Consider the following 19,616-nt stretch of genomic DNA (forward strand, 5'->3'; position numbering starts at 1 on the left):
AATTGGTCCGGACACGTCTTTTGATATGGACACGGTCAATTGACGGCAATAATCTGGGACTTGGTCTAGACCTACCGCACGGCTCAGCTCAGCTCAGCTCAGTGAACATCCCCCACGTTCTCCAGGAGCGGCAGCATGCGCACCAAGACCAAGTTGACCGCAGTCGTGCTGGGCGTGGCGACCGCCGGAGCCTTCGCGCTCTCCACCGGCGGCGCCAGCGGGCACGGCTACACCGACCTCCCCATCAGCAGGCAGAAGCTCTGCCAGAACGGCACCGTGACGAACTGCGGCTCGATCCAGTGGGAGCCGCAGAGCGTCGAGGGCCCCAAGGGCTTCCCGGCCGCCGGACCCGCCGACGGCCAGCTCTGCAACGGCGGCCTCAGTCAGTTCGCCCAGCTCAGCGCACCGAAGACGCCGTCCGGCGCGGCCTGGCCCACCACCCGGGTGACCGGTGGTCAGTCGTACACGTTCCGCTGGCAGTTCACCGCCATGCACGCCACGACGGACTTCAAGTACTACGTCACCAAGCCGGGCTGGAACCAGAACCACGCCCTGTCCCGCTCGGACCTCAACCTCACCCCGTTCCTGACGGTGCCGTACAACGGCCAGCGCCCGCCGGCCACCCTCAGCCACAGCGGCACCCTGCCGTCCGGTCTGAGCGGTCACCACGTCGTCCTCGCGGTGTGGACCATCGCCGACACGGGCAACGCGTTCTACGCCTGCTCCGACGTCACCTTCTGAGGACCGTTCCGGTACAACACGGAAACTGAGGTTCCCTTGAGGCCGGCCGACCCTACCGCCGGGTAGGTTCCGGCCACGCCGATCGAACGGAGCGGCGTACCGACCTCGGGGGAACCTCATGATGGAACTGCTCTTCTACGTCGTGCCCTGCCTCATGATCGCGGGCTTCGGGTTCGCCGCGTACCTGCTGCTGCGCCGCGCCCGGCGGATCAGCAGGACGTGGAAGCACGGACTGACCGCCGAGGCGCGCTGCCTGCGGATGTACACGACGACCAGCGGGGGCGGCGGGGACACGTCCGTGCGGACGACCGTCCACCACGTCTACGAGTTCACCACCCGCGACGGCCGCACGCAGCGCTTCGAGGAGGAGGACGGCCCCGCGACCGTCCTGGAGGGCGACTTCGTCACCGTGCGGTACCTCGCTGAGCAGCCCCAGCGGGCCACCGCGCTCCCGCCCGCCCGTGCCAGGCTCGCCGTCGGCACCGGCTTCGGGCTGACCTTCCTCGGGGTGTGCATCGCCTTCTGCTCGGTCTTCATCGTCGTGGCCCACATGATGTTCGCGGAGGCGGGCGGCCTGATGCCGTGACCCGTGCGGGCCGGCGGTGGACCGCCCGCCGGCCCTGGACACGCCGAAGGGCCCCTCGCCGAGGCGAGGGGCCCTTCATCTGTGCGCCGCCAGGGACTCGAACCCCGGACCCGCTGATTAAGAGTCAGCTGCTCTAACCAACTGAGCTAGCGGCGCATGACTCTCGCCTTCCGCTTACCGCGGCCGGCGACGAAGAAAATACTACCTGGTCCACGAGGGTGCTCGAGACCACCGGGGAACGGCTAGTCGCCCGGTGCTGCGGGGTGGTGCTGGGCGGAAGCGGCCCGATGAGGGTGACGCGGTGCAGTCGGGCGGCGTCGTCCATGGCGGCGACGGAGGTGTAGCCGCTGTCGACAAGATGCTTGCCGGGCAGCAGCCGCAGCCGCAGCCGCCGGAGGCGGGCATGGATGCCGGGCAGGGCCTGGCTGTCCGCGCCGGAGACGGCGGTGGCCACGTCGGTGATGACGTTGACGCGCTTGGCGCCGCAGGTCTCGATCACGTGCACGAGGTAGCCGGTCCAGCGGGTGTCGCCGCGCCGCGTCCAAACCAGGAAGTGCTGCACCAGGATCTGGCGGAGCACCTCGGCCTGCGCCGGGAGGGCGCTGCCGGGGAAGCTGACATGGAGGCGCCCGAGCGGTTCGCGAGCGTCGGCGCCCACCTGGGCGAGCCGGGCGACGGGATGGCTGGGCTGGGAAAACAGGCGCACCGGCCGCCCATAGCGCTCCGCCCGCTGGGTGCCGCGGCCCTTGAGGAAGCCGGCCCGCCGGATCCGGGTGAGCGCGAGGCCCAGCAGCCGGTCGGCGCGGTCGCCCTCGGCGAGCCGGTCGCGGAAGTCGGACAGGACGCTGTCGTGGAAGCCGGGGTCTTCCAGCTCCAGGCCGAGGGCGTACTTGAAGTCGATGCGGCAGCGCACCGCGACGTCACCGGCTCCCAGCGGTCGAGGCCGCCCGCGCCGGTCGACCATCTCCATAAACTATAAATATAAAAATGCTATGCTTCGACCATGAGTCGTCAAGACACCGCTCCTGGCGCGTCCGCCGCCATCGGGGCAGCCCTCTACGGCCTGGCCACCAGGGCCGCGAGACGCCTGCCCCGGGACATGAGCCTGACGTCCGCCGCCACCCTGGCCACCCTGGACCGGACCGGCCCGCGGCGCATCACCGATCTGGCCGCGGTCGAGGGCGTCACCCAGCCCGCGATGACCGTCCTGGTCCGGGTGATGGAGGAGTCCGGCCTGGTCGAGCGGCGGGGCGACGCGTCCGACAAGCGGGTCACGCTGGTGTGCCTGACCGAGGCCGGCGCCTCCTATGTCCGGACGCGGCGCCAGGCGGGCGTCCACGCGTTCGAGCGGTTGATCGGCGAGCTCCCCGGCGACGAGGCCGAGGCGCTGGTGGCGGCACTTCCGGCGCTGAAGCATCTGGCAGAGCTCGAGAGCCAGGACCGCGAAGGGCCGAAGCAGTGACCGGGCAGCCGGTCGGCGGGGCCGCGGTGAAGGCGTTCCCGGTGGCGCGTTCCGAGGCGCGGCTGCTGGTCCCCGCCCTGATGTTCATCGCTCTGGTCGTGGCGGCGGTCGCCAGCCTCGGGACGCCGCTCATCACCAGCGTGGCGACCTCGTTCCACGTCTCGCTCGGCAGCGCGCAGTGGACGCTGACCGTCGCGCTGCTCAGCGGCGCCGTCGCCACGCCGGTCCTGGGCCGGCTCGGAGCCGGCCCGCACCGGCGGGCCACGATCCTCGCCACGCTGGCGGTCGTCGTCGCCGGCAGCGCGCTCACCGTGCTGCCGCTGCCGTTCGCGTGGCTGCTGGCCGGCAGGGCGGCCCAGGGCGTCGGGCTCGGGCTGACGGCGCTGATGATGGGCGTGGCCCGGGACCACCTCCCCGAGGAGCGCAGCGCGGCCGTGATCGCCCTGATCTCGGTGGTCTCGATCATCGGGGCCGGCGTCGGCTACCCGCTGGCCGCACTGCTCGCCGAGCTCGGCGGGGTACGGGCCGCCTACGGCCTCGGCCTGGTCGTCACCGCCGCCGCCCTCCTGACCGCGTGGCGCTCCATGCCCGAAGCCCCCGAAGGCCGCTCCGCCCACGTGGACGTGGCAGGCGCGGTCGTCCTGGCCGCTGCGCTGCTCCTGGTGCTGTTCCTCGCCGGCGAACGGAATCTGTGGAGCCGGCACCTCGCCGTGGCGGTGGCCCTCGCCGTCGTCGCGGTGGTGCTGCTGTGCGTCTGGGCCGTCATCGAGCTGCGCAGCACGACGCCCCTGGTCGATGTGCGGGCGGTGCGGCACCCGGCGGTCGCCGGGGCGAACCTCGCCATGTTCGTCGGCGGGATCGGCATGTACCTCCTGCTCACGCTCATCACCCGGTACGCGCAGACGCCGCATGGCGCCGGCTACGGCTTCGGGCTGACGACCTTCGTCGCCGGGCTGGTCCTCCTCCCGTTCTCGGTGCTGGGGTTCGTCGCCGGCAAGCTCACGCCGCGGGTCCGGACGCGGATCGCCGACCCCCTGCTCCTGGCCGGCAGCGCCGTCGTGGTCGGCGGCGGGTTCGCCCTGTTCGCGGCGGCCCGGTCGGACCTGGCCGAACTGTTCGCGGCGATGGGCGTGCTCGGCTTCGGCGTCGGCGGCTTCTCGGCCGCGATGCCCGGCGTCATCCTGGCCGTCACCCCCAAGAGCGAGACGTCGAGCGCCATGAGCTTCAACTACGTCGTCCGCAGCGTCGGGTACTCCCTGGGCAGCGCCATCGGCGGCCTGATCCTCGCCGCGGGCACCGGCACCGGCCACCTCTTCCCCGACGACAGCGCCTACACCACCGCGGCGCTGGTCGGCATCGGCGCCATGGCGATCACGACGCTGACAAGCCTCGCTCTCGCCCGCCGACGCTCGTCCGAGAACAACCCGTAAGTCAGATGCACTCATCCCGACACTGGAGGTTCCATGCCCAAGGGCTACTGGGTCAGCGCCTACCGCACCATTTCAGACCCTGAGAAGCTGGCTGCTTACAACAAGCTGGCCGGTCCGGCCATCGAGGCCGGGGGCGGTCGGATCCTCGCCCGTGGCAGCCGGGTCGTGGCGCATGACGCCGGAATCGCCGAGCGCACCGTCCTGATCGAGTTCGACAGCTTCGAGCAGGCCGTCGCGGCACACGAGAGTGCGGCCTACCAGGAGGCGCTGGTCGCCCTCTCCGACGGCGTCGAGCGCGACTTCCGCATCGTCGAAGGCATCGACTGACCGAGGTCCAGTCGGATCTTCACTGAAGCTCAGAGCAAGGCATTCGGTTCGCTGCAGCGCTTACGGTGCGCTGGGCGGAGTGTTTGACAAGTCCATGGCCGGGTTTTGAGCCGTTGCGGCGCGGGCCGCCTGTCGTTGTCTTGAGCGTGCCGACCGATGCCCAGTGGGCCAGGATGCCGACCAGCATGGCCACCGGCTCCGTCGAGGCAGCTACGGCGGCCGGCCACCCGCCTTCGACCGCGAGTCGTACAGACAACGCAACACTGTCGAGCGATGCATCAACCGCCTCAGACAGTGGCGCGGCATCGCCACCCGCTGCGAGAAGACCGCCACGATCTACCTGGCCGGACTCCACGTCGCGGCCATCCTCATCTGGTCGGCGCCATGATCCAAGAGAAACGGCCTAGATCGCGAGGGACAGCAGCACCGGCGCCGCGTTCCGGTTGAGGGTGTCCGCGGCCTGCTTCAGGCGGTGCGCGTGCTCCACCGGGAGCGAGAGCGCCAGGCAGCCGACCGTCGAACCCGCGGTGATCGGGACGGCGGCGCAGACCGTGCCGACCGCGTATTCCTGGAGGTCCAGGACCGGCACCGTCGGCGGCTGCGACTCCAGGCGGGAGAGCAGCAGCTTGTCGCTGGTGATGGTGCGCGAGGTGAGCCGGGCCATCTTGTGCCGGGACAGATGGTCGCGGCGGCCGTTGTGGTCCAGCTGGGTCAGCAGGCTCTTGCCGACGGCGGTGGCGTGGGCGGAGAAGCGGAAGTCCACCCACTCGTTGACCGCGGGGGTGCCGGGACCGGCGGCGTACTGGGTGACCGTGACCTCGCCGTCCACGTACCGGCTGATGTAGACGGCCGCGCCCACGGAGTCCCGCAGCCGGTCCAGGGTGTGCTGGAGCTTGTCGCGCAGGGCGCCCTCGCGCTCGTGCGCCGAGGTGAGGCGGCGCAGGGTCTCGCCGGTGACGTACGCCCCGTCGGTGACCTGCTCGACGTAGCCCTCGCGGCGCAGCATGCGCAGCAGGGCGGTCAGCCGCTCGGGATCCAGGGCGGTGTGGTGGGACAGCTCGGCCTCGGTGACGCCGGTGGGGTGACGGGCCACGGTCTCCAGCACGCGCAGCGCGTCATGGGCGGAGTGGTACGGAGCGGTCGGCTCGTTCGTCAGCGCCACGGTGTCCCCCTGGCTCGCTCTGTGGCCGTGATTCCGGTCGGTCGGATCGATACCACGATAACGGGCAAAGGCCCGGCAGGGAGAGGGTGTTGGCGAGATTGTGCCGCCCGCACGCCCCTCCCAACTGGGACTCAGGCCCTCTGGCATATGCCAGGGTCATGGCCCAGTGCCGGGACCTCGGCTGTTGCCGTTTTCACGGCGGGTAGTCACAGCACCGCGCTGAGGAATTCCCGCGTACGCTCCTGCTCCGGATCGCCGAAGATCTGCTCCGGCGGCCCCGACTCGATAACCCGGCCGGAGTCGAACATGAGCACCTGGTCGGAGATGTCCCGGGCGAAGTTCATCTCGTGGGTCACGCAGAGCATCGTGATGTCGGTGCTGCGGGCGATGTCCCTGAGCAGGTCGAGCACGCCCGCGACCAGCTCGGGGTCGAGCGCGGAGGTCACCTCGTCCAGCAGCAGCACCCGCGGCCGCATCGCCAGCGCCCGGGCGATCGCCACCCGCTGCTGCTGTCCGCCGGAGAGCATGGTCGGCCGCGCGTCGCACTTGTCGGCGAGCCCCACCAGCTCCAGCAGTTCCCGGGCGCGTGCCTCGGCCTCGTCCTTGGACATGCCGAGCACCTGCACCGGGGCCTCGGTGAGGTTGCGCAGCACGGTCATGTTCGGGAACAGGTTGAACTGCTGGAACACCATCCCGATCTTCTTGCGGGCCTCCCGGACCTGCTTCTCCGGGGCCGGGAACAGCCGCTCCCCGTCCACGGTGATCGTGCCCTCGTCCGGCTTGGTGAGGGTCATCAGCAGCCGCAGGATCGTGGTCTTGCCGGACCCGGAGGGGCCGATCAGCGTCACGTGCTTGCCGGCGTCGACGGAGAAGTTCAGCCGGTCGAGCACGGTGTTCGTCCCGAAGCGCTTGGTGACCTCCTCCAGACGGATCAGCTCACCCCCGGCCGTGACGGGGCCGGCGTTCGCGTCGGGTTCTTTCATCAGGGGAGTGTCAGCGGACAAGACGTCGCTCCAGGGCTCGCAGAAGAAGGGAGGCCAGGTAGGAAATGAGGATGAAGGCCGCACCGATCACGGTGAGCGGCTCGGTGAACTGGAAGTGCTGCTGGGAGAAGAGCCGTGCCTGGCCGAGCATCTCCAGCACGGTGATCACCATCAGCATCGGCGTGTCCTTCAGCATGGAGATCACGTAGTTGCCGAGGGCGGGGACCACCCGGCGGATCGCCTGCGGCAGGATCACCGCGGTCCAGGTGCGCCGCCGCGGCAGGTTCAGTGCCGTCGCCGCCTCCCACTGGCCGACGGGCACCGCCTCGATACCGGCCCGGTAGACCTGCATCGTGTACGTCGAGTAGTGCAGGCCGATCGCGAAGACGCCGGTGGCCAGCGCCGAGAAGGTCAGGCCCCACTCGGGCAGCACGTAGAACAGGAAGAACAGCTGGACCAGCAGCGGGGTGTTGCGCACGAACTCCGTGACCACCCCGACCGGCCAGCGCACCCACCGGGACGGCGCGCGCATCAGCAGCGTCCACACCAGGCCCAGGGTGAAGGACAGCAGCGAGCCGAGGGCCAGGGCCTGCAGGGTGACCAGCAGCCCCTGCCAGAAGTCCGGCATGAAGTCGCCGACGGCATTCCAGTCCCACTTCATGCGACACCCCCGCCGACACCGGTAGTCTGCGCACGCTTCAGCTCACGCGCCGACGACTCCGTCCCCGGGTTCTTGCCGACCCCGGCCTTCAGCCGCTTCTCCAGTCCGCGCATCAGCCGGGTGAGCACGAAGGCGATCGCGAAGTAGATCAGCAGTACGTACGTGTAGATCTCCGCGCTCTGCTGCAGCGCGAGCCGCACCAGGTTGGCGCTGAACGTCAGATCGCCCATGCCCATGACCGACACCAGCGCGGTGCCCTTGAGCAGCTCGATCAGCAGGTTGCAGAACGACGGGATCATCTCCGGCACCGCCTGCGGCAGGGTGATCAGCCGCAGCCGCTGCCAGGGCGTGAAGCTGAGCGCGATGCCGCCCTCCTTCTGCGCCGGGTCGACCGCGTTCAGCGCGCCGCGCACGATCTCCGAGCCGTACGCGCCGTACGTCAGCCCGAGCGCCAGCGTGCCCGCCCACATCGGCACGAGCTGCCAGCCGAAGGCGACGGGCAGCACGAAGAACACCCAGAAGATCATCACGAGGGCCGACGTACCGCGGAACACCTCGGTGTAGAAGCCGGCGAGGAAGCGCACGATCCCCAGCCGGTGGGTGCGCGCGATGCCGACGACGAAGGACACCGCCGTGGCCAGCAGCGCGCTGAACACCAGTAGCTGGACGGTCGTCCAGATGCCTTTCAGTACCAGATCCCAGAGCCCTGAGGTCATCCGCCGCACAGCTCCTTCGCGGTGAGGTCCGTCATCTCGGCCTTGCTGAAGCCGAAGGGCCGCAGGATGCGGAACAGCTCCCCGCTCCGCTTCAGCTTGCGCAGCTCGACGTTGAAGGCGTCACGCAGCTTCGTCTCGGTCGGCCGGAACGCGAACGCGCCCCCGTCGACATGCGGCTTGCCCTTGACCAGCGGGGCGAACGGCTTGGTCGCCTCCGCCTTGCTCGACTTCTTCACCACCTCACGGGCGGTGAGCGCCGTACCGGCGAAGACGTCGACCCGCCCGGCCTCCACGGCGTTCAGCCCGGCCACCTGGTCCGGGACGATCAGGATGTCGCTCTCCTTGTAACCGGCCTCCACCGCGTACGCGATCTCGGCGTACCCCGTGCCGGTGGCGAACCTCGCCTTCTTCTCCACCACGTCCCGGTAGGAGTGCAACCCCTTCGGGTTCCCCTTGCGGACGATGAACGAATCCAGCATCTGGTAGTCCGGGTCGGCGAAGATCACCTGCTCGCAGCGCTCGGGATTGACGTACATCCCGGCGGCGACGACGTCGAACTGCTGGGAGTTCAGACCGGGGATCAGCGAGCCGAACTCCGTCGGTACCGGCTGCACCCGGTCCACTCCGAGCCGCTTGAAGATCGCCTTCGCCAGCTCGGGCGCCTCACCGGTGAGATGACCGTCCCGGTCGATGTACCCGAAGGGGATCTCACCGGCGATCCCGAGCCGTACGACGCCCTGCGCCCGCAGCCGGTCGAGCAGTTCGCCGCCGTTCTCGTCCGACGCCGAGGCCACTCGCGTGCAGCCCGTGGCGCCGAGCGCGCCCACCGCGCCGATCGCCGCGACGCCCGCGAGCAGCGAGCGCCTGCTGTGTCTGTGTTCCGACCGGAATATGTGCGATTCGTTCCCAAGTGGTGGAGCCATGGCGGCGCGGCTACCCAGACGCATCCGTCCTATGCACCCTTGGTTCATGGCCGAACGATTCGTCACAGTCTCACTGGAACGACGCGACGTGCACTGCACAGCACGCCTGCTGGACGACCGCGCGCCCCTGACCTGCACGGCGGTGTGGGAGGCACTGCCATTGGCGGGTGACGTCTACCACGCCAAGTACGCGCGCAACGAGATCTACGCCCTTTTCCCGCCCTTCGCCTCCACCGAACCCCCACTGGAGAACCCCACGGTCACCCCGATCCCCGGTGACCTGTGTTACTTCTCCTTCGCCGGTGCCGAACTGGGCACCCGGGCCTACGGCTACGACCGCGAGGTCCGCCCCGGCACCACCCTGGTCGACCTGGCCCTGTTCTACGAGCGCAACAACCTGCTGCTCAACGGCGACGTGGGCTGGGTGCCCGGGATCGTCTGGGGCCAGGTGGTGGACGGCCTCGACCGGATGGCCGAGGCCTGCAACGACCTGTGGCGGACCGGGGCGGCGGGGGAGACGCTCAGCTTCCGCCGAGCGTGAGCTCCGCCCCGTACAGGGCATGGGCCGCGCGCAGCACCAGGTCGTCGCGGTGCCGCGCGGCCACGATCTGCAGGCCCACCGGCAGCCCGTCGTCGTCCGTGCCGACCGGGACGGTGGCGGCGGGCTGCTGGGTGAGGTTGAACGGGTAGGTGAACGGCGTCCATCCGGTCCAGCGCCGCAGACCCGAGCCCGGCGGCACCTCCCGGCCCGCCTCGAACGCCGTCAGCGGCATGGCCGGGGTGAGCAGCAGGTCGTACCGCTCGTGGAACAGGCCCATCCGGCGGCCCAGATCCATGCGGACGTCCACCGCGGCCAGGTAGTCCAGCGCGCTCGCCCGCGCGCCCGGGACGCAGATCTCCCGCAGGCCGGGGTCGAGCAGCTTCCGCAGGTGCGGCGGCAGGTGCCCGGTGACCCGGGCCGCGCCGGCGAACCACAGAGTGTGGAAGGCCTCCACCGGGTCGCTGAAGTCCGGGTCGGCCTCCTCGACGTACGCACCGAGGTCCGCGAGCCCGGCCACCGCCCGCCGTACCGCCGCGGCGACCGCCGGCTGGACGGCCACCTGCCCGCCGAGGGTGGGCGAGTACGCCATCCGCAGCCCGTGCACCCCGCCGTCCAGCGCCGCCCGGAAGGACCGCGTCGGCGCGGGCAGCGCCGACCAGTCGCGCGGGTCGGGCACGCCGATGACGTCCAGCATCAGCGCCGCGTCCGCCGCGTCCCGCGTCATCGGGCCGACGTGCGCGAGCGTGCCGAACGCGCTCGCCGGATACAGCGGCACCCTGCCGTACGTCGGCTTCAGCCCGAAGATCCCGCAGAACGCGGCCGGGATCCGGATGCTCCCGCCGCCGTCGGTGCCCAGCGACAGCGGGCCGGCGCCCAGCGCGACGGCCGCCGCGCTGCCGCCGCTGGAACCGCCCGCGGTGCGGGAGGGGGCGTGCGGATTGCGGGTCACGCCGGACAGCGGGGAGTCCGTGACGCCCTTCCAGCCGTACTCCGGGGTCGTCGTCTTGCCGATGAACACCGCCCCGTGCTCGCGCAGCCGGGCGACCGAGGGCGCGTCCTCGTCCCAGCGCCCCCGCTCGGACACGGCCTTCGAGCCACGCAGGGTCGGATGGCCGCGCAGCAGCAGGATGTCCTTCACCGTCACCGGCACCCCGTCCAGCAGCCCGGCCGGCTCACCGCGCCGCCAGCGCTCCTCGGACTCCCGGGCCCGCGCGTACGCCTCCTCCTCCAGGAGCCGTACGAACGCGTTCACCTCCGGCTGGATCCGCCGCGCCCGCTCCAGCGCCTGCCCGGTCGCCTCCACGGGCCCGAACTCGCCCTTGCGGTAGCCGTCGAGGAGCTGTACGGCGGTCAGGTCGGTGAGCTGCATGGACCCTCCTGGTGGGTCAGTGACCGGGCACGTATCCGCGCTTCTTGTCGACCACGTTCAGCAGTGACCTGCCCGCCGCCCACCGCTCGTACAACTCCACGAACTGAGCGCCCAGTTCGTCCCGCCAGCCGACCGTGTCGCCGCTCATGTGCGGGGAGACGACCAGCCCCGGAAGACCCCACAGCGGACTGTCCCCGGGCAGCGGCTCGCCGGCGAACACGTCCAGCGCGGCGCCCGCGATCCAACGCCTGCGCAGCGCCTCCGCGAGGGCGTCCTCGTCGACGAGCTGCCCGCGGCCGACGTTCACGAAGACCGCCGAGGGCTGCATCACGCCGAACCGGCGCGCGTCGAACATGCCGTACGTCTGCTCGGTCAGCGGCGCGGCGGCGATCACCCAGTCGGCGCGGGCGATCAGCCGGTCGAGATCGCCGGGCCCGTGGATGCCGGTGCGCGGCACCCGGCCGACCAGGGCCGTGGTCACGTCCAGTGCCTTGAGGGTGCGCGCGATCGCCCGGCCGATCGGCCCGGAACCGACCACGCACGCGCGCGTGCCCGCCACCCGGCGGGTCTCCCGGTGCCGCCAGGTCCGCTCCCGCTGCAGTTCCAGGGTGCGCGGCAGATCCTTGGCGACCGCCAGCACCAGCGCGGCCACGTACTCGGCGATCGGCTGGTCGAAGACGCCGCGCGCGTTGGTCACCACGGTGTCGGACGCGGCCAGCTCCGGGCACATCAGATGGTCCACCCCGGCGCTCGCCGTGTGCACCCAGCGCGGCCGCGGCCCCTCGCCGGGCCAGGCCTCGCGCACCACGTGCGAGGTGAAGTCCCACACCAGCAGCACGTCCGCACCCGGCAGCCGGCCGGCCAGGCCCGCCGCGTCCGTGTGCTCGATCCGGGCGCGGCCGGTCAGCCGGCCGAGCCGGGGCGGCGGGTCGGCGTCCAGCACGAGGAGGGTGGGGAGAGTCGACGTCATACGGGGCGGCTCCGAGCGTCTGACATGCGCGGATTGACCACGCTCGCACCCGAATCTACCTTCGTCAACACGGGCGTATCCAGCGACCGTTGCCCTCGTCTCCCAGCGTGAGGCAGGTGTGCCTTGGACGTCTCCTTTCTCGGCGGCCCCCACCCACAGCGCGGGGTCGGGGTCGTGGCCCCCTTCGACTTCGCCCTGGACCGCGAGCTGTGGCGCTGGGTGCCGGACGAGGTGTCGCTGCACCTGACCCGGACCCCGTTCGTGCCGGTCGAGGTGAGCCTGGACCTCGCCCGGCTGGTCAGCGAGCACCAGACCCTCGGCGAGGCGGTGCGCGCGCTGAACGCCGTCGCCCCCGAGGTCGTGGCCTACGCCTGCACCTCGGGCAGCTTCGTCGGCGGCAGGTCGGGGGAGCGGGCGATGTGCGCGGCGATGAGCCGGTCCGGCGAGCTGCCCTCGGTGACGACCTCCGGGGCGCTCCTGGAGGCGCTCGGTGAGCTGGGGATACGGCGGGTCGCGCTGGTCACCCCGTACACGCTGTCCGTCACCCGGGCCCTGAAAGCGTTCGTCGCCGAGGCCGGCGTACAGGTCACCGGCTGTGCCTTCATGGGGCTGACCAGGCACATCTGGCGGGTGCCGTACCGGGACGTGGTCGCGATGGCCCGGCGCGCGGTCCGCCCCGGCTCCGCCGACGCGCTGTTCATCTCCTGCACCAACCTCCCGACGTACGACGTGATCCCCCAGCTCGAGGCCGAACTGCGCATCCCCGTGCTCTCGGCCAACCAGGTCACGATGTGGGCGGCGCTGCGCCGACTGGGTACCCGAGCCGTGGGGCCCTATCAGGCGCTGCTCGACGAGACCGCGCGTGACTGGCCCGCACTGCCGGAAGAAACACAGGAACACGGAGAAGGGCTGACATGACAGCACTCGGATTCCTCTACCCGGGCCACTCCGGAGAGGACGACTACCCGCGCATCGAGCAGCTCCTGGGCAGCGACATCCGGGTGGACCTGGTGCACACGGACATCGGGGAGGACGCCCACCGCGTCGACGCGCTGCGCGAGATGGGATCGCCCGAGCGGCTCGCCGACGGCATGGAGCGGCTGCGGCTGTCCGGCGCCGAGACGGTGGTGTGGGCGTGCACCAGCGGCAGTTTCGTGCACGGCTGGGAGGGCGCCCAGGACCAGGTGCGGTCGCTGGCCCTGATGGCCGGAATGCCCGCCTCCTCGACGTCCTTCGGCTTCGTGCACGCGGCCCGCGAGATCGGCGTGCGGCGGGTGGCCGTGGGCGCGACGTACCCGGAGGAGGTGGCCGCGCTGTTCGCGGACTTCCTGCGGGCCGGGGGACTGGAGGTGGTCGCGACCCGGTCGTCCGGGATCGTCACGGCGGCCGAGGTCGGCACCTGGGGCGAGGAGGAGGTGCTGACGCTGGCCCGGGCCGCGGACGTCGCCGACGCGCAGGCCGTCCTGCTGCCGGACACCGCGCTGCGCACGGCCGCCCACCTCGGCCTGCTGGAGAAGGCCCTGTCCAAGCCGGTGCTCACCGCCAACCAGGTGACCGTGTGGGAGGCGCTGCGCCTCGCTGACCGGCGGGTCAACGCCCCCGAGCTGGGCGCGCTGTTCACCCGCGAGCCGATCGTCCAGGTCTGACCGGGGACGGGGAGGGGACGGGGGCCGGCAGCGAGGGCCGGGAACGGGCCGCGGAATAAACGGGGACAGCCTCCTGTTGGCCCACCCTGGACAGCTCACGGCCAGAAACAGGAGGCACCCACCGTGTCGGCAGACGAGATCCGGGGCACGACGCACGGCACCGCCCCCGTCCCCCTCTCCGTACTGGATCTGGTGACCGTGGGCGCGGGCAGCACCGCCACCGAGGCGCTGCGCACCAGCGTGGAGCTGTCGCGGTTCGCGGAGTCCCGGGGCTTCCACCGGTACTGGGTGGCGGAGCACCACTCCATGCCCGGCGTCGCCTCCTCCTCGCCCGCGGTGATCCTCGCCCACCTCGCCGCCCACACCGACCGTATCCGGCTCGGCTCGGGCGGCGTCATGCTGCCCAACCACGCGCCCCTGGTGATCGCCGAGCAGTTCGGCACGCTGGAGGCGATGGCCCCCGGGCGGATCGACCTGGGCCTCGGCCGCGCCCCCGGCACGGACGGCGCCACCGCCGCCGCGCTGCGCCGCACCGACGGCCTGAACGAGGGCGCCGACGACTTCCCGCAGCAGCTCGCCGAACTCATCCGCTTCCTGGACGACGACTTCCCCGACGGGCACGCCTACCGGCGCATCCACGCGATCCCCGGCCCCGTCCAGGGCAGCACCCCCGGCGGCGTGCAGTCCACGCACCGGCCGCCCGTCTGGCTGCTCGGCTCCTCCGGCTTCAGCGCCCGCCTCGCCGGGATGCTCGGACTGCCCTTCGCCTTCGCGCACCACTTCTCCGCGCAGAACACCATCCCGGCGCTCGACCTCTACCGGCAGACCTTCCGGCCCTCCGGGATACTCGACCGGCCGTACGCCCTCATCGGCGTCTCCGCGCTCGCCGCCGACGACGAGCGGGAGGCCCGCCGGCAGGTGCGGGCGACCGCGCTGAACATGATCCGGCTGCGCACCGGCCGGCCCGGTCTCTTCCCCGACCCCGACGAGGCCGAGAAGTACGAGTTCAGCCCGATGGAGGAGGACTTCGTGGCCTCCTGGGGCGGCAACATCGTGCACGGCACGGCCGACGAGGTCCGCACCGGTCTCGACGACCTGCGCAAGCGCACCGGCGCCGACGAGCTGATGCTCACCACGCACGCCCACCGCGGTGAACTGCGGCTGCGCTCCTACGAACTGATCGCCGACGCCTACGGCTTGCCCACCGCGTAGTCCTGCGTCCCCAGCAGCTCGGAGATACGATCCGGCGGCACCGGACGGGAGTACAGCCAGCCCTGCCCGGTGTCGCAGCCGATCCGGCGCAGCCGGGTGGCCTGCGCCGAGGTCTCCACGCACTCGGCGGTGACGGTCAGGCCGAGCCGGTGGGCGAGCTGGATCATCGCCTCCACGATCACCTCGTCGGCCGGGTTGGGCGGTACCTGCGGTGCGCCCTTGGCCGACTCCTCGTACTGGAAGCCGCGCACGAAGGAGCCGTCCAGCTTCAGGACCTTCACCGGCAGCCGGCTCAGATACGCCAGGTTCGAGTAGCCGGTGCCGAAGTCGTCGATGGCGATGCGCACGCCCATGTCGCTGAGCGCCTGCAGGGCCTGCAGGGGCCGGCCTGCGGAGCCCATCACGGCCGACTCGGTCAGCTCCAGCTGGAGCAGATGCGGGGCGAGCCCGGTCTCCGCGAGGGTCTGCGCCACGTCCGCCACCAGGTCGGAGTCCCACACCTGGCGCACGGCCACGTTCACACTGACGAAGATCGGCGGCTCGTCCGGGTGGTCCAGCTGCCAGCGGCGGGCCTGCCGGCAGGCGGTCGCCAGCGCCCACCGGCCGAGCTGCACGATCGAACCGTCCTCCTCGGCCAGTGCGATGAACCGATTCGGCGTCAGCGTGCCGAACTGGGGGTGGTGCCAGCGGACCAACGCCTCGACGCCGCTCAGCCGCCCGTCCTCCATGCCCACCAACGGCTGGTACTCGAGGGCGAATTCACCGCGCTCGATGGCGGGGCGCAGGGTGGAGGAGAGGGCCTGGCGGGTCATGCGGTGCGCGTTGCGCTCGGGGTCGAACAGGGTCCAGCGGCCCTTGCCGTCCGCTTTCGCCCAGTACAGCGTCGTGTCGGCCGCCTGCATCAGACCGGTCGCGGTCGTGCCGGCCCCGTGCCGCTCGACGACGCCGATGGAAGCGGTCAGCGACAGCCGCTGCCCGGCCAGGTCGAACGGCTCCTCCAGGGCCTTCAGCGCGGACTCGGCGAGATCGGCGACCTGCTCGGTGCCGGTGGAGTCCTCCACCAGCAGGGCGAATTCGTCCCCGCCGAGCCGTGCCACCAGCGGGGTGCCGGCGCGGGCGTTGCCGGCCTCATCGGCGACCCGGGTCAGGCGTTCGGCGACCGCCGCGAGCAGCCGGTCACCGACCCGGTGGCCGAGGGTGTCGTTGACGGCCTTGAAGCCGTCGATGTCCAGGTAGCACAGGCCGATCCGGCCGGTGCCGCTGTGCTCGTAGGACTCCGCCTCGAGCACGGCCGTCAGGCGCTCGAAGAACAGGGTGCGGTTGGGCAGCCGGGTCACCGGGTCGTGCATCTGCAAGTGCCGCAGACGGGACTGGAGTTCGCGGCGGGCACTGATGTCGGTGGCCGAGACCAGTACCCCCGGCCCGCCGTCCGCCAGTGGGGTCACGGTGACCTGCACCCATACCGAGTGGCCCTCGGGGTGCTTGATCCGGCGGGTGCAGCGCAGTTTCGCCTGCCGGCCGCGCAGGACCTCGCGGTAGGCGTGCCAGGTGCGGGTGTCCGAGGCCAGGTCCACCAGATCGGCGGCGGCCCGCCCGGTCAGCGTCCGCGGGTCGGCGCCGAGGAGTTCGCCGAGGGCGGCGTTGGCGCTGACGACGAGTCCCTCGGGGTCGACGACGGCCATGGACAGCGGGGCGGCCGCGAAGACACGGTGGTAGATGGTGTGATCACTGTCTGTGACGGCTGACCGGTCGAGGTCTGCCGCGGGCGTCGGCCCTTCGGACGTTCCGCTCACCGCTCGCTCCCGCAGTGCACTCGATCTCTGTCCGTGCCGGAAAGTGTGCCGATCATAGAGGCTGGCCCTTGGGCCTTCCAGTCACTTGCCAGTCTCCCGGACAGACCACAGGTTCTGACAGATCGTTTCTGCCCGCACCTGGACGGGTTCTTCGGGCCCCCGACCAGTTGTGACGTTCCGTGAGTGTTTCGGGGTGTCGACCGCCGGTGCGCGCGCCGCGCAAACGGGCGCACTCACCCTTCTGGTTCAGGCAAACAGGACGAATCGCAAGAAACTCCCACACTCTGGATTCGGTGTCCCGCGAACCGCCTCCGGAGGTCCTTTCGTGCCCAAGCTGCGCAGCACCGCCGCCGTGGTCACCACGATGTCGGCGCTCGCCGCCACCTCGATCCTGACCGGCCCGTCGGTCGCCGAGCCCTTCTCGACGGCCCCCTGCGCACTGCACCGGACCGAGGCCCACCACTCGGAGGGCGTGGACACCTGGAACAGCGCCTACCCCCGGCCGGCCGGGACGCTCGACGCCGTCATGATCTTCCTCTCCTTCCCGGACGCCCACCCGGACACCACGCCCGAGGAACTGGCCGCCGACCACTTCCCGGCCACCAGCCGCTTCTACGAACAGGCCTCCTACGGCAGGTTCACCCTGCGCCCGCACCCGCTGAAGCACTGGCTGCGGATGCCACGGCCGTCGACCGCGTACGCCATAAGGCGTGACTGGAGCGCCGCCGACCGGGCCGCCTACCTGCGGGACGCCTTCGCCGCGGCCGACGGGGAGGTGGACTTCTCCCGCTACGACGTGGTCTATCTCGTCGCCGACCCGGACGCGCCCGGTGTCGACTCGGACGCGACGAAGGTGGTCAACCTGCAGGCCCCGATGCGGGTCGACGGTACCGACGTCCGCCGGGTCGTCACCGTGTTCGAGAAGCATCCGCCGGACCGCCTGGTGCTGGCCCATGAGACCGGGCATGCCTTCGACCTCCCCGACCTCTACCACCGCCCGGTCGACGGCAAGGGCGACTGGGACACCTACGTCGGCGACTGGGACCTGATGGGAAGCCAGTTCGGTCTCGCCCCGGATTTGTTCGCCTGGCACAAATGGAAGCTGGGCTGGCTGGACCCGCGCCAGGTGGCGTGCGTACGGGGTACGGGGCCGACCCGGCTGACCCTGGAGCCGCTGACCGCCGGGCCCGGGGCGGCCGGATCCGGGACCGGGGTGCCGGGCACCGCGGGCGCCCCGGCGTTCGGCCTCGGCCACGGCACCAAGCTGGCGGTGGTGCGCACCGGCCCGGACAGCGTGCTCGCGTTCGAGGCACGCGGCCCGGCCGGGAACGACCGGGCGGCCTGCCGGCAGGGGGTACTGGTGTACCGCGTGCGCAGCGGTGAGGCGTCCGGCGGCGGGCCGATCGAGGTGGTGGACGCCCACCCGGACACCGAGGCCTGCTGGGAGAACTCGGTCTACCCGCCCCTGGCCGATGCCCCCGTCGCCCTGGGCGAGAGCTTCACGGTGCCGGGCGAGGGCGTGAAGGTCGAGGTGGAGGAGCGGACCGCGTCCGGGGCCTGGACGGTGAAGATCACACCGGGGCTGGGCGGCTGACGTCGCGAGAAACGCTGCCGCGGCCGGCCTCACGGGGGTGTGGGTGGCGGAGCCCCCACGACGCGCGGCGAAGCCGCGCAAAAACAGAGATGGCGAGGACGTTCGCGCTTTACGCGAACATGCCTCGCCATCGTCATCGTGCGCCGCCAGGGACTCGAACCCCGGACCCGCTGATTAAGAGTCAGCTGCTCTAACCAACTGAGCTAGCGGCGCCTGCTGACGTCGTAGACATTAGCATCATGGTCGGCGCGAGGAAAAATCGATATCCGCACCGCCGCGCGGGCCGCCCGTACCGCCGCCCAGAGGACCACCTCGGGGCCCGGCAGCCAGGGGTGACGGGTGTCCGGCGCCACCAGCCAGCGGGAGCCGCCGGAGGCGGAGTCGCCACCGGTCAGGGCCGGGACGGTCACCGCGTCCCCGGTGCCGTGACAGAGCAGCGGCGGTACCGCCGCGGTGCGGTTGGACCCCCACTCCTCCCAGGTCAGCAGCGAGGGCAGGCGCTGGGCCGTACCAGGGGTGGTGAACAGCAGCATGCGGCCCCGGAACACCGCCACCGGCCCGGAACCCGGCCCCTCGCCCCACAGCCGGTCCAGCATCCGGCGCCCGAAGATCGCCGGGGCGCTCACCACGTCGAACACGGCGCCGCAGGGCAGCACCAGTGGGGCGTCCGGCCGCTCACGCCAGAGGGCGAGCGTGCTGCGCGGGTACGTTCCCGCCGAGGCGAGCCAGGAGGCTCCGTCGGCCGTGGCACAGGTGACGTTCGGCATGCTGCTCATGCCAACCAGATGTACCGGCCGTGAGCGTGCGGTTCTCCTGAGTTGCGGAAATCCGGGACAGGAGGTGGCGGAGGGGAGTATCTTGCCCGCCTGGCATATGCCGGACGGGATTGGTCAGATCGGGTCGACGGGCGACCGGCCCTCGGTGTCGGCGCCGCGCATCAGGTCCCGGCCGAACTCGACCATCTTCTTGGCGTAGTCCTCGGTCCACTCCGCGCGCTCGGCGATGTCCGCCGGGGTGAGCCGGTCGAACCGGCGCGGGTCGGCGAGCTGGGCAGCCGCGACGGCCTGGAACTCCACGGCCCGGTCGGCCGCCGCACGGAACGCCTGGGTCAGCTCCGTCGCCCGCGCCAGCAGCTCCCGCGGGTCCTCGATCGACTCCAGGTCGAAGAAGTGCTCGGGGTCGGTGGCCGCCTCCGCGGGCTCGAAGAGCAGGGGCGCGGGGCGTAGCCGCGGTTCGTTCCTGCGCGGCGTGGGCTCCGCCATGTCTCGTCTCCTCCGTACGGTCGGTTCGCTGGGCGCCGCCTTTGCGCGGCCCCCTGTCCATTGTCCCGCGCGCCCGCAAGAGGCCCTCGGGAACGATCCTCAGGGCCGTCACGGCACCCGGTGTTCGGCCAGATGGGCCAGTACCGCGTGGTTCGCCTCCCACCCGTCGGGGCTGTGTTCGTCGGCCGCCTCCGGCGGCGTGCCGGACTTCGTCCGGGGGGGTGGGTGTGGTGGACCG

21 protein-coding genes and 2 tRNA genes are annotated in these 19,616 nt (G+C 71.4%); 10 read left to right on the forward strand and 13 right to left on the reverse strand.

The features are described from left to right. The first annotated feature begins 135 nt into the window (after nt 1–135). Together ACFVVO_RS15585 and ACFVVO_RS15590 are read left to right on the forward strand one after the other, a co-directional pair. Entirely contained in the window at nt 136–741 is a 606-nt protein-coding gene (locus tag ACFVVO_RS15585) for a lytic polysaccharide monooxygenase (protein ID WP_390055163.1), read from the forward strand. Between the two features lie 121 nt (nt 742–862). Next, a complete protein-coding gene (locus ACFVVO_RS15590) occupies nt 863–1,327 on the forward strand; it encodes a DUF3592 domain-containing protein (protein ID WP_390055586.1) in 465 nt (154 codons plus the stop codon). A gap of 82 nt (nt 1,328–1,409) precedes the next feature. Here ACFVVO_RS15590 and ACFVVO_RS15595 read toward each other — a convergent pair. Beyond that, nucleotides 1,410–1,483 (reverse strand) — tRNA-Lys (locus ACFVVO_RS15595). Next, nucleotides 1,461–2,297 carry a transposase gene (locus ACFVVO_RS15600; RefSeq protein ID WP_390055165.1) on the reverse strand — a complete coding sequence of 279 codons (837 nt, stop codon included), beginning with the start codon at nt 2,295–2,297 and terminating at the stop codon, nt 1,461–1,463. Before ACFVVO_RS15600 ends, ACFVVO_RS15595 begins: the two co-directional genes overlap by 23 nt. Before the next feature lie 129 nt (nt 2,298–2,426). Between ACFVVO_RS15600 and ACFVVO_RS15605 the strand changes: the two genes are divergently transcribed. From ACFVVO_RS15605 to ACFVVO_RS15615, 3 genes are read left to right on the forward strand one after another with little or no spacing between them, the layout of a single operon-like run. Beyond that, complete coding sequence (locus ACFVVO_RS15605; protein ID WP_390055588.1) at nt 2,427–2,789, forward strand: MarR family winged helix-turn-helix transcriptional regulator; 363 nt, start codon at nt 2,427–2,429, stop codon at nt 2,787–2,789. After that, entirely contained in the window at nt 2,786–4,219 is a 1,434-nt protein-coding gene (locus tag ACFVVO_RS15610) for an MFS transporter (RefSeq protein ID WP_390055167.1), read from the forward strand. The genes ACFVVO_RS15605 and ACFVVO_RS15610 overlap by 4 nt, the downstream gene beginning before the upstream one ends. A 33-nt stretch (nt 4,220–4,252) precedes the next feature. After that, nucleotides 4,253–4,546, forward strand: a complete 294-nt coding sequence (locus ACFVVO_RS15615) for a DUF1330 domain-containing protein (RefSeq protein ID WP_390055168.1) — start codon at nt 4,253–4,255, stop codon at nt 4,544–4,546. Nucleotides 4,547–4,949: 403 nt separating this feature from the next. Here the strand turns inward: ACFVVO_RS15615 and ACFVVO_RS15620 are convergent, their stop codons facing one another. From ACFVVO_RS15620 to ehuB, 5 genes are all read right to left on the reverse strand, one after another. Next, on the reverse strand, nt 4,950–5,708 hold the full coding sequence (locus ACFVVO_RS15620) for an IclR family transcriptional regulator (RefSeq protein ID WP_390055169.1): 759 nt from the start codon (nt 5,706–5,708) through the stop codon (nt 4,950–4,952). Between the two features lie 206 nt (nt 5,709–5,914). Then, the gene (gene ehuA, locus ACFVVO_RS15625) at nt 5,915–6,691 is read right to left on the reverse strand and encodes an ectoine/hydroxyectoine ABC transporter ATP-binding protein EhuA (RefSeq protein WP_390055170.1); all 777 of its coding nucleotides are present in this window, start codon (nt 6,689–6,691) and stop codon (nt 5,915–5,917) included. A gap of 10 nt (nt 6,692–6,701) precedes the next feature. After that, nucleotides 6,702–7,352 (reverse strand): ectoine/hydroxyectoine ABC transporter permease subunit EhuD, encoded by a 651-nt coding sequence (gene ehuD, locus ACFVVO_RS15630; protein WP_390055172.1) that lies wholly within the window; start codon nt 7,350–7,352, stop codon nt 6,702–6,704. Further along, nucleotides 7,349–8,068: an ectoine/hydroxyectoine ABC transporter permease subunit EhuC gene (gene ehuC / locus ACFVVO_RS15635; RefSeq protein ID WP_390055174.1), complete on the reverse strand. Its 720-nt coding sequence runs from the start codon at nt 8,066–8,068 to the stop codon at nt 7,349–7,351. Before ehuC ends, ehuD begins: the two co-directional genes overlap by 4 nt. Further along, the gene (ehuB, locus tag ACFVVO_RS15640; RefSeq protein WP_390055176.1) at nt 8,065–8,991 is read right to left on the reverse strand and encodes an ectoine/hydroxyectoine ABC transporter substrate-binding protein EhuB; all 927 of its coding nucleotides are present in this window, start codon (nt 8,989–8,991) and stop codon (nt 8,065–8,067) included. Before ehuB ends, ehuC begins: the two co-directional genes overlap by 4 nt. A 46-nt stretch (nt 8,992–9,037) precedes the next feature. Here ehuB and ACFVVO_RS15645 point away from each other — a divergent pair, with 46 nt between their 5' ends. After that, nucleotides 9,038–9,532 (forward strand): DUF3830 family protein, encoded by a 495-nt coding sequence (locus ACFVVO_RS15645; protein WP_390055178.1) that lies wholly within the window; start codon nt 9,038–9,040, stop codon nt 9,530–9,532. Here ACFVVO_RS15645 and ACFVVO_RS15650 read toward each other — a convergent pair. Further along, entirely contained in the window at nt 9,513–10,901 is a 1,389-nt protein-coding gene (locus ACFVVO_RS15650) for an amidase (protein WP_390055179.1), read from the reverse strand. The two genes, ACFVVO_RS15645 and ACFVVO_RS15650, sit on opposite strands and share 20 nt — an antisense overlap. A 16-nt stretch (nt 10,902–10,917) precedes the next feature. After that, nucleotides 10,918–11,871, reverse strand: coding sequence for a D-2-hydroxyacid dehydrogenase (locus ACFVVO_RS15655; RefSeq protein ID WP_390055180.1), 954 nt, complete (start codon nt 11,869–11,871; stop codon nt 10,918–10,920). Nucleotides 11,872–11,994: 123 nt separating this feature from the next. On the opposite strand from ACFVVO_RS15655, the gene ACFVVO_RS15660 reads away from it, so the two are divergent. The 3 genes from ACFVVO_RS15660 (at nt 11,995) to ACFVVO_RS15670 (ending at nt 14,729) form a co-directional block, all read left to right on the forward strand. Further along, complete coding sequence (locus ACFVVO_RS15660; protein WP_390055182.1) at nt 11,995–12,789, forward strand: decarboxylase; 795 nt, start codon at nt 11,995–11,997, stop codon at nt 12,787–12,789. Beyond that, on the forward strand, nt 12,786–13,517 hold the full coding sequence (locus ACFVVO_RS15665; RefSeq protein ID WP_390055184.1) for a decarboxylase: 732 nt from the start codon (nt 12,786–12,788) through the stop codon (nt 13,515–13,517). Before ACFVVO_RS15660 ends, ACFVVO_RS15665 begins: the two co-directional genes overlap by 4 nt. A 123-nt stretch (nt 13,518–13,640) precedes the next feature. Further along, on the forward strand, nt 13,641–14,729 hold the full coding sequence (locus ACFVVO_RS15670) for an LLM class flavin-dependent oxidoreductase (protein WP_390055186.1): 1,089 nt from the start codon (nt 13,641–13,643) through the stop codon (nt 14,727–14,729). Here ACFVVO_RS15670 and ACFVVO_RS15675 read toward each other — a convergent pair. Further along, nucleotides 14,708–16,522, reverse strand: a complete 1,815-nt coding sequence (locus tag ACFVVO_RS15675) for a putative bifunctional diguanylate cyclase/phosphodiesterase (protein WP_390055187.1) — start codon at nt 16,520–16,522, stop codon at nt 14,708–14,710. The genes ACFVVO_RS15670 and ACFVVO_RS15675 overlap by 22 nt on opposite strands. A 364-nt stretch (nt 16,523–16,886) precedes the next feature. Between ACFVVO_RS15675 and ACFVVO_RS15680 the strand changes: the two genes are divergently transcribed. Further along, complete coding sequence (locus ACFVVO_RS15680; protein ID WP_390055590.1) at nt 16,887–18,116, forward strand: M6 family metalloprotease domain-containing protein; 1,230 nt, start codon at nt 16,887–16,889, stop codon at nt 18,114–18,116. Between the two features lie 139 nt (nt 18,117–18,255). On the opposite strand, the gene ACFVVO_RS15685 is transcribed toward ACFVVO_RS15680, so the two are convergent. The 3 genes from ACFVVO_RS15685 to ACFVVO_RS15695 all read right to left on the reverse strand — a co-directional run bounded on the left by ACFVVO_RS15685 (nt 18,256) and on the right by ACFVVO_RS15695 (nt 19,378). After that, nucleotides 18,256–18,329: transfer RNA gene (locus ACFVVO_RS15685), tRNA-Lys, on the reverse strand. Continuing rightward, nucleotides 18,320–18,892 (reverse strand): bifunctional DNA primase/polymerase, encoded by a 573-nt coding sequence (locus ACFVVO_RS15690; RefSeq protein WP_390055189.1) that lies wholly within the window; start codon nt 18,890–18,892, stop codon nt 18,320–18,322. The genes ACFVVO_RS15685 and ACFVVO_RS15690 overlap by 10 nt, the downstream gene beginning before the upstream one ends. 114 nt (nt 18,893–19,006) lie before the next feature. Next, nucleotides 19,007–19,378, reverse strand: coding sequence for a hypothetical protein (locus ACFVVO_RS15695; protein WP_390055191.1), 372 nt, complete (start codon nt 19,376–19,378; stop codon nt 19,007–19,009). Nucleotides 19,379–19,616 lie beyond the last annotated feature (238 nt).

The organism is Streptomyces sp. NPDC058145 (assembly GCF_042884245.1).
Taxonomy (GTDB): Bacteria; Actinomycetota; Actinomycetes; order Streptomycetales; family Streptomycetaceae; genus Streptomyces.

Excerpts from the sequence above, each read along its gene's own strand:
- ACFVVO_RS15690 (WP_390055189.1), bottom strand. The coding sequence starts at position 18,892 with ATGAGCAGCATGCCGAACGTCACCTGTGCCACGGCCGACGGAGCCTCC.
- ACFVVO_RS15600 (WP_390055165.1), bottom strand. The coding sequence starts at position 2,297 with ATGGAGATGGTCGACCGGCGCGGGCGGCCTCGACCGCTGGGAGCCGGT.
- ACFVVO_RS15665 (WP_390055184.1), top strand. The coding sequence starts at position 12,786 with ATGACAGCACTCGGATTCCTCTACCCGGGCCACTCCGGAGAGGACGAC.
- ACFVVO_RS15655 (WP_390055180.1), bottom strand. The coding sequence starts at position 11,871 with ATGACGTCGACTCTCCCCACCCTCCTCGTGCTGGACGCCGACCCGCCG.
- ACFVVO_RS15680 (WP_390055590.1), top strand. The coding sequence starts at position 16,887 with ATGTCGGCGCTCGCCGCCACCTCGATCCTGACCGGCCCGTCGGTCGCC.
- ACFVVO_RS15645 (WP_390055178.1), top strand. The coding sequence starts at position 9,038 with ATGGCCGAACGATTCGTCACAGTCTCACTGGAACGACGCGACGTGCAC.
- ACFVVO_RS15585 (WP_390055163.1), top strand. The coding sequence starts at position 136 with ATGCGCACCAAGACCAAGTTGACCGCAGTCGTGCTGGGCGTGGCGACC.
- ehuB (WP_390055176.1), bottom strand. The coding sequence starts at position 8,991 with ATGGCTCCACCACTTGGGAACGAATCGCACATATTCCGGTCGGAACAC.
- ehuC (WP_390055174.1), bottom strand. The coding sequence starts at position 8,068 with ATGACCTCAGGGCTCTGGGATCTGGTACTGAAAGGCATCTGGACGACC.
- ACFVVO_RS15590 (WP_390055586.1), top strand. The coding sequence starts at position 863 with ATGGAACTGCTCTTCTACGTCGTGCCCTGCCTCATGATCGCGGGCTTC.
- ACFVVO_RS15650 (WP_390055179.1), bottom strand. The coding sequence starts at position 10,901 with ATGCAGCTCACCGACCTGACCGCCGTACAGCTCCTCGACGGCTACCGC.
- ACFVVO_RS15605 (WP_390055588.1), top strand. The coding sequence starts at position 2,427 with ATGAGCCTGACGTCCGCCGCCACCCTGGCCACCCTGGACCGGACCGGC.
- ACFVVO_RS15615 (WP_390055168.1), top strand. The coding sequence starts at position 4,253 with ATGCCCAAGGGCTACTGGGTCAGCGCCTACCGCACCATTTCAGACCCT.
- ehuD (WP_390055172.1), bottom strand. The coding sequence starts at position 7,352 with ATGAAGTGGGACTGGAATGCCGTCGGCGACTTCATGCCGGACTTCTGG.
- ACFVVO_RS15695 (WP_390055191.1), bottom strand. The coding sequence starts at position 19,378 with ATGGCGGAGCCCACGCCGCGCAGGAACGAACCGCGGCTACGCCCCGCG.
- ehuA (WP_390055170.1), bottom strand. The coding sequence starts at position 6,691 with ATGAAAGAACCCGACGCGAACGCCGGCCCCGTCACGGCCGGGGGTGAG.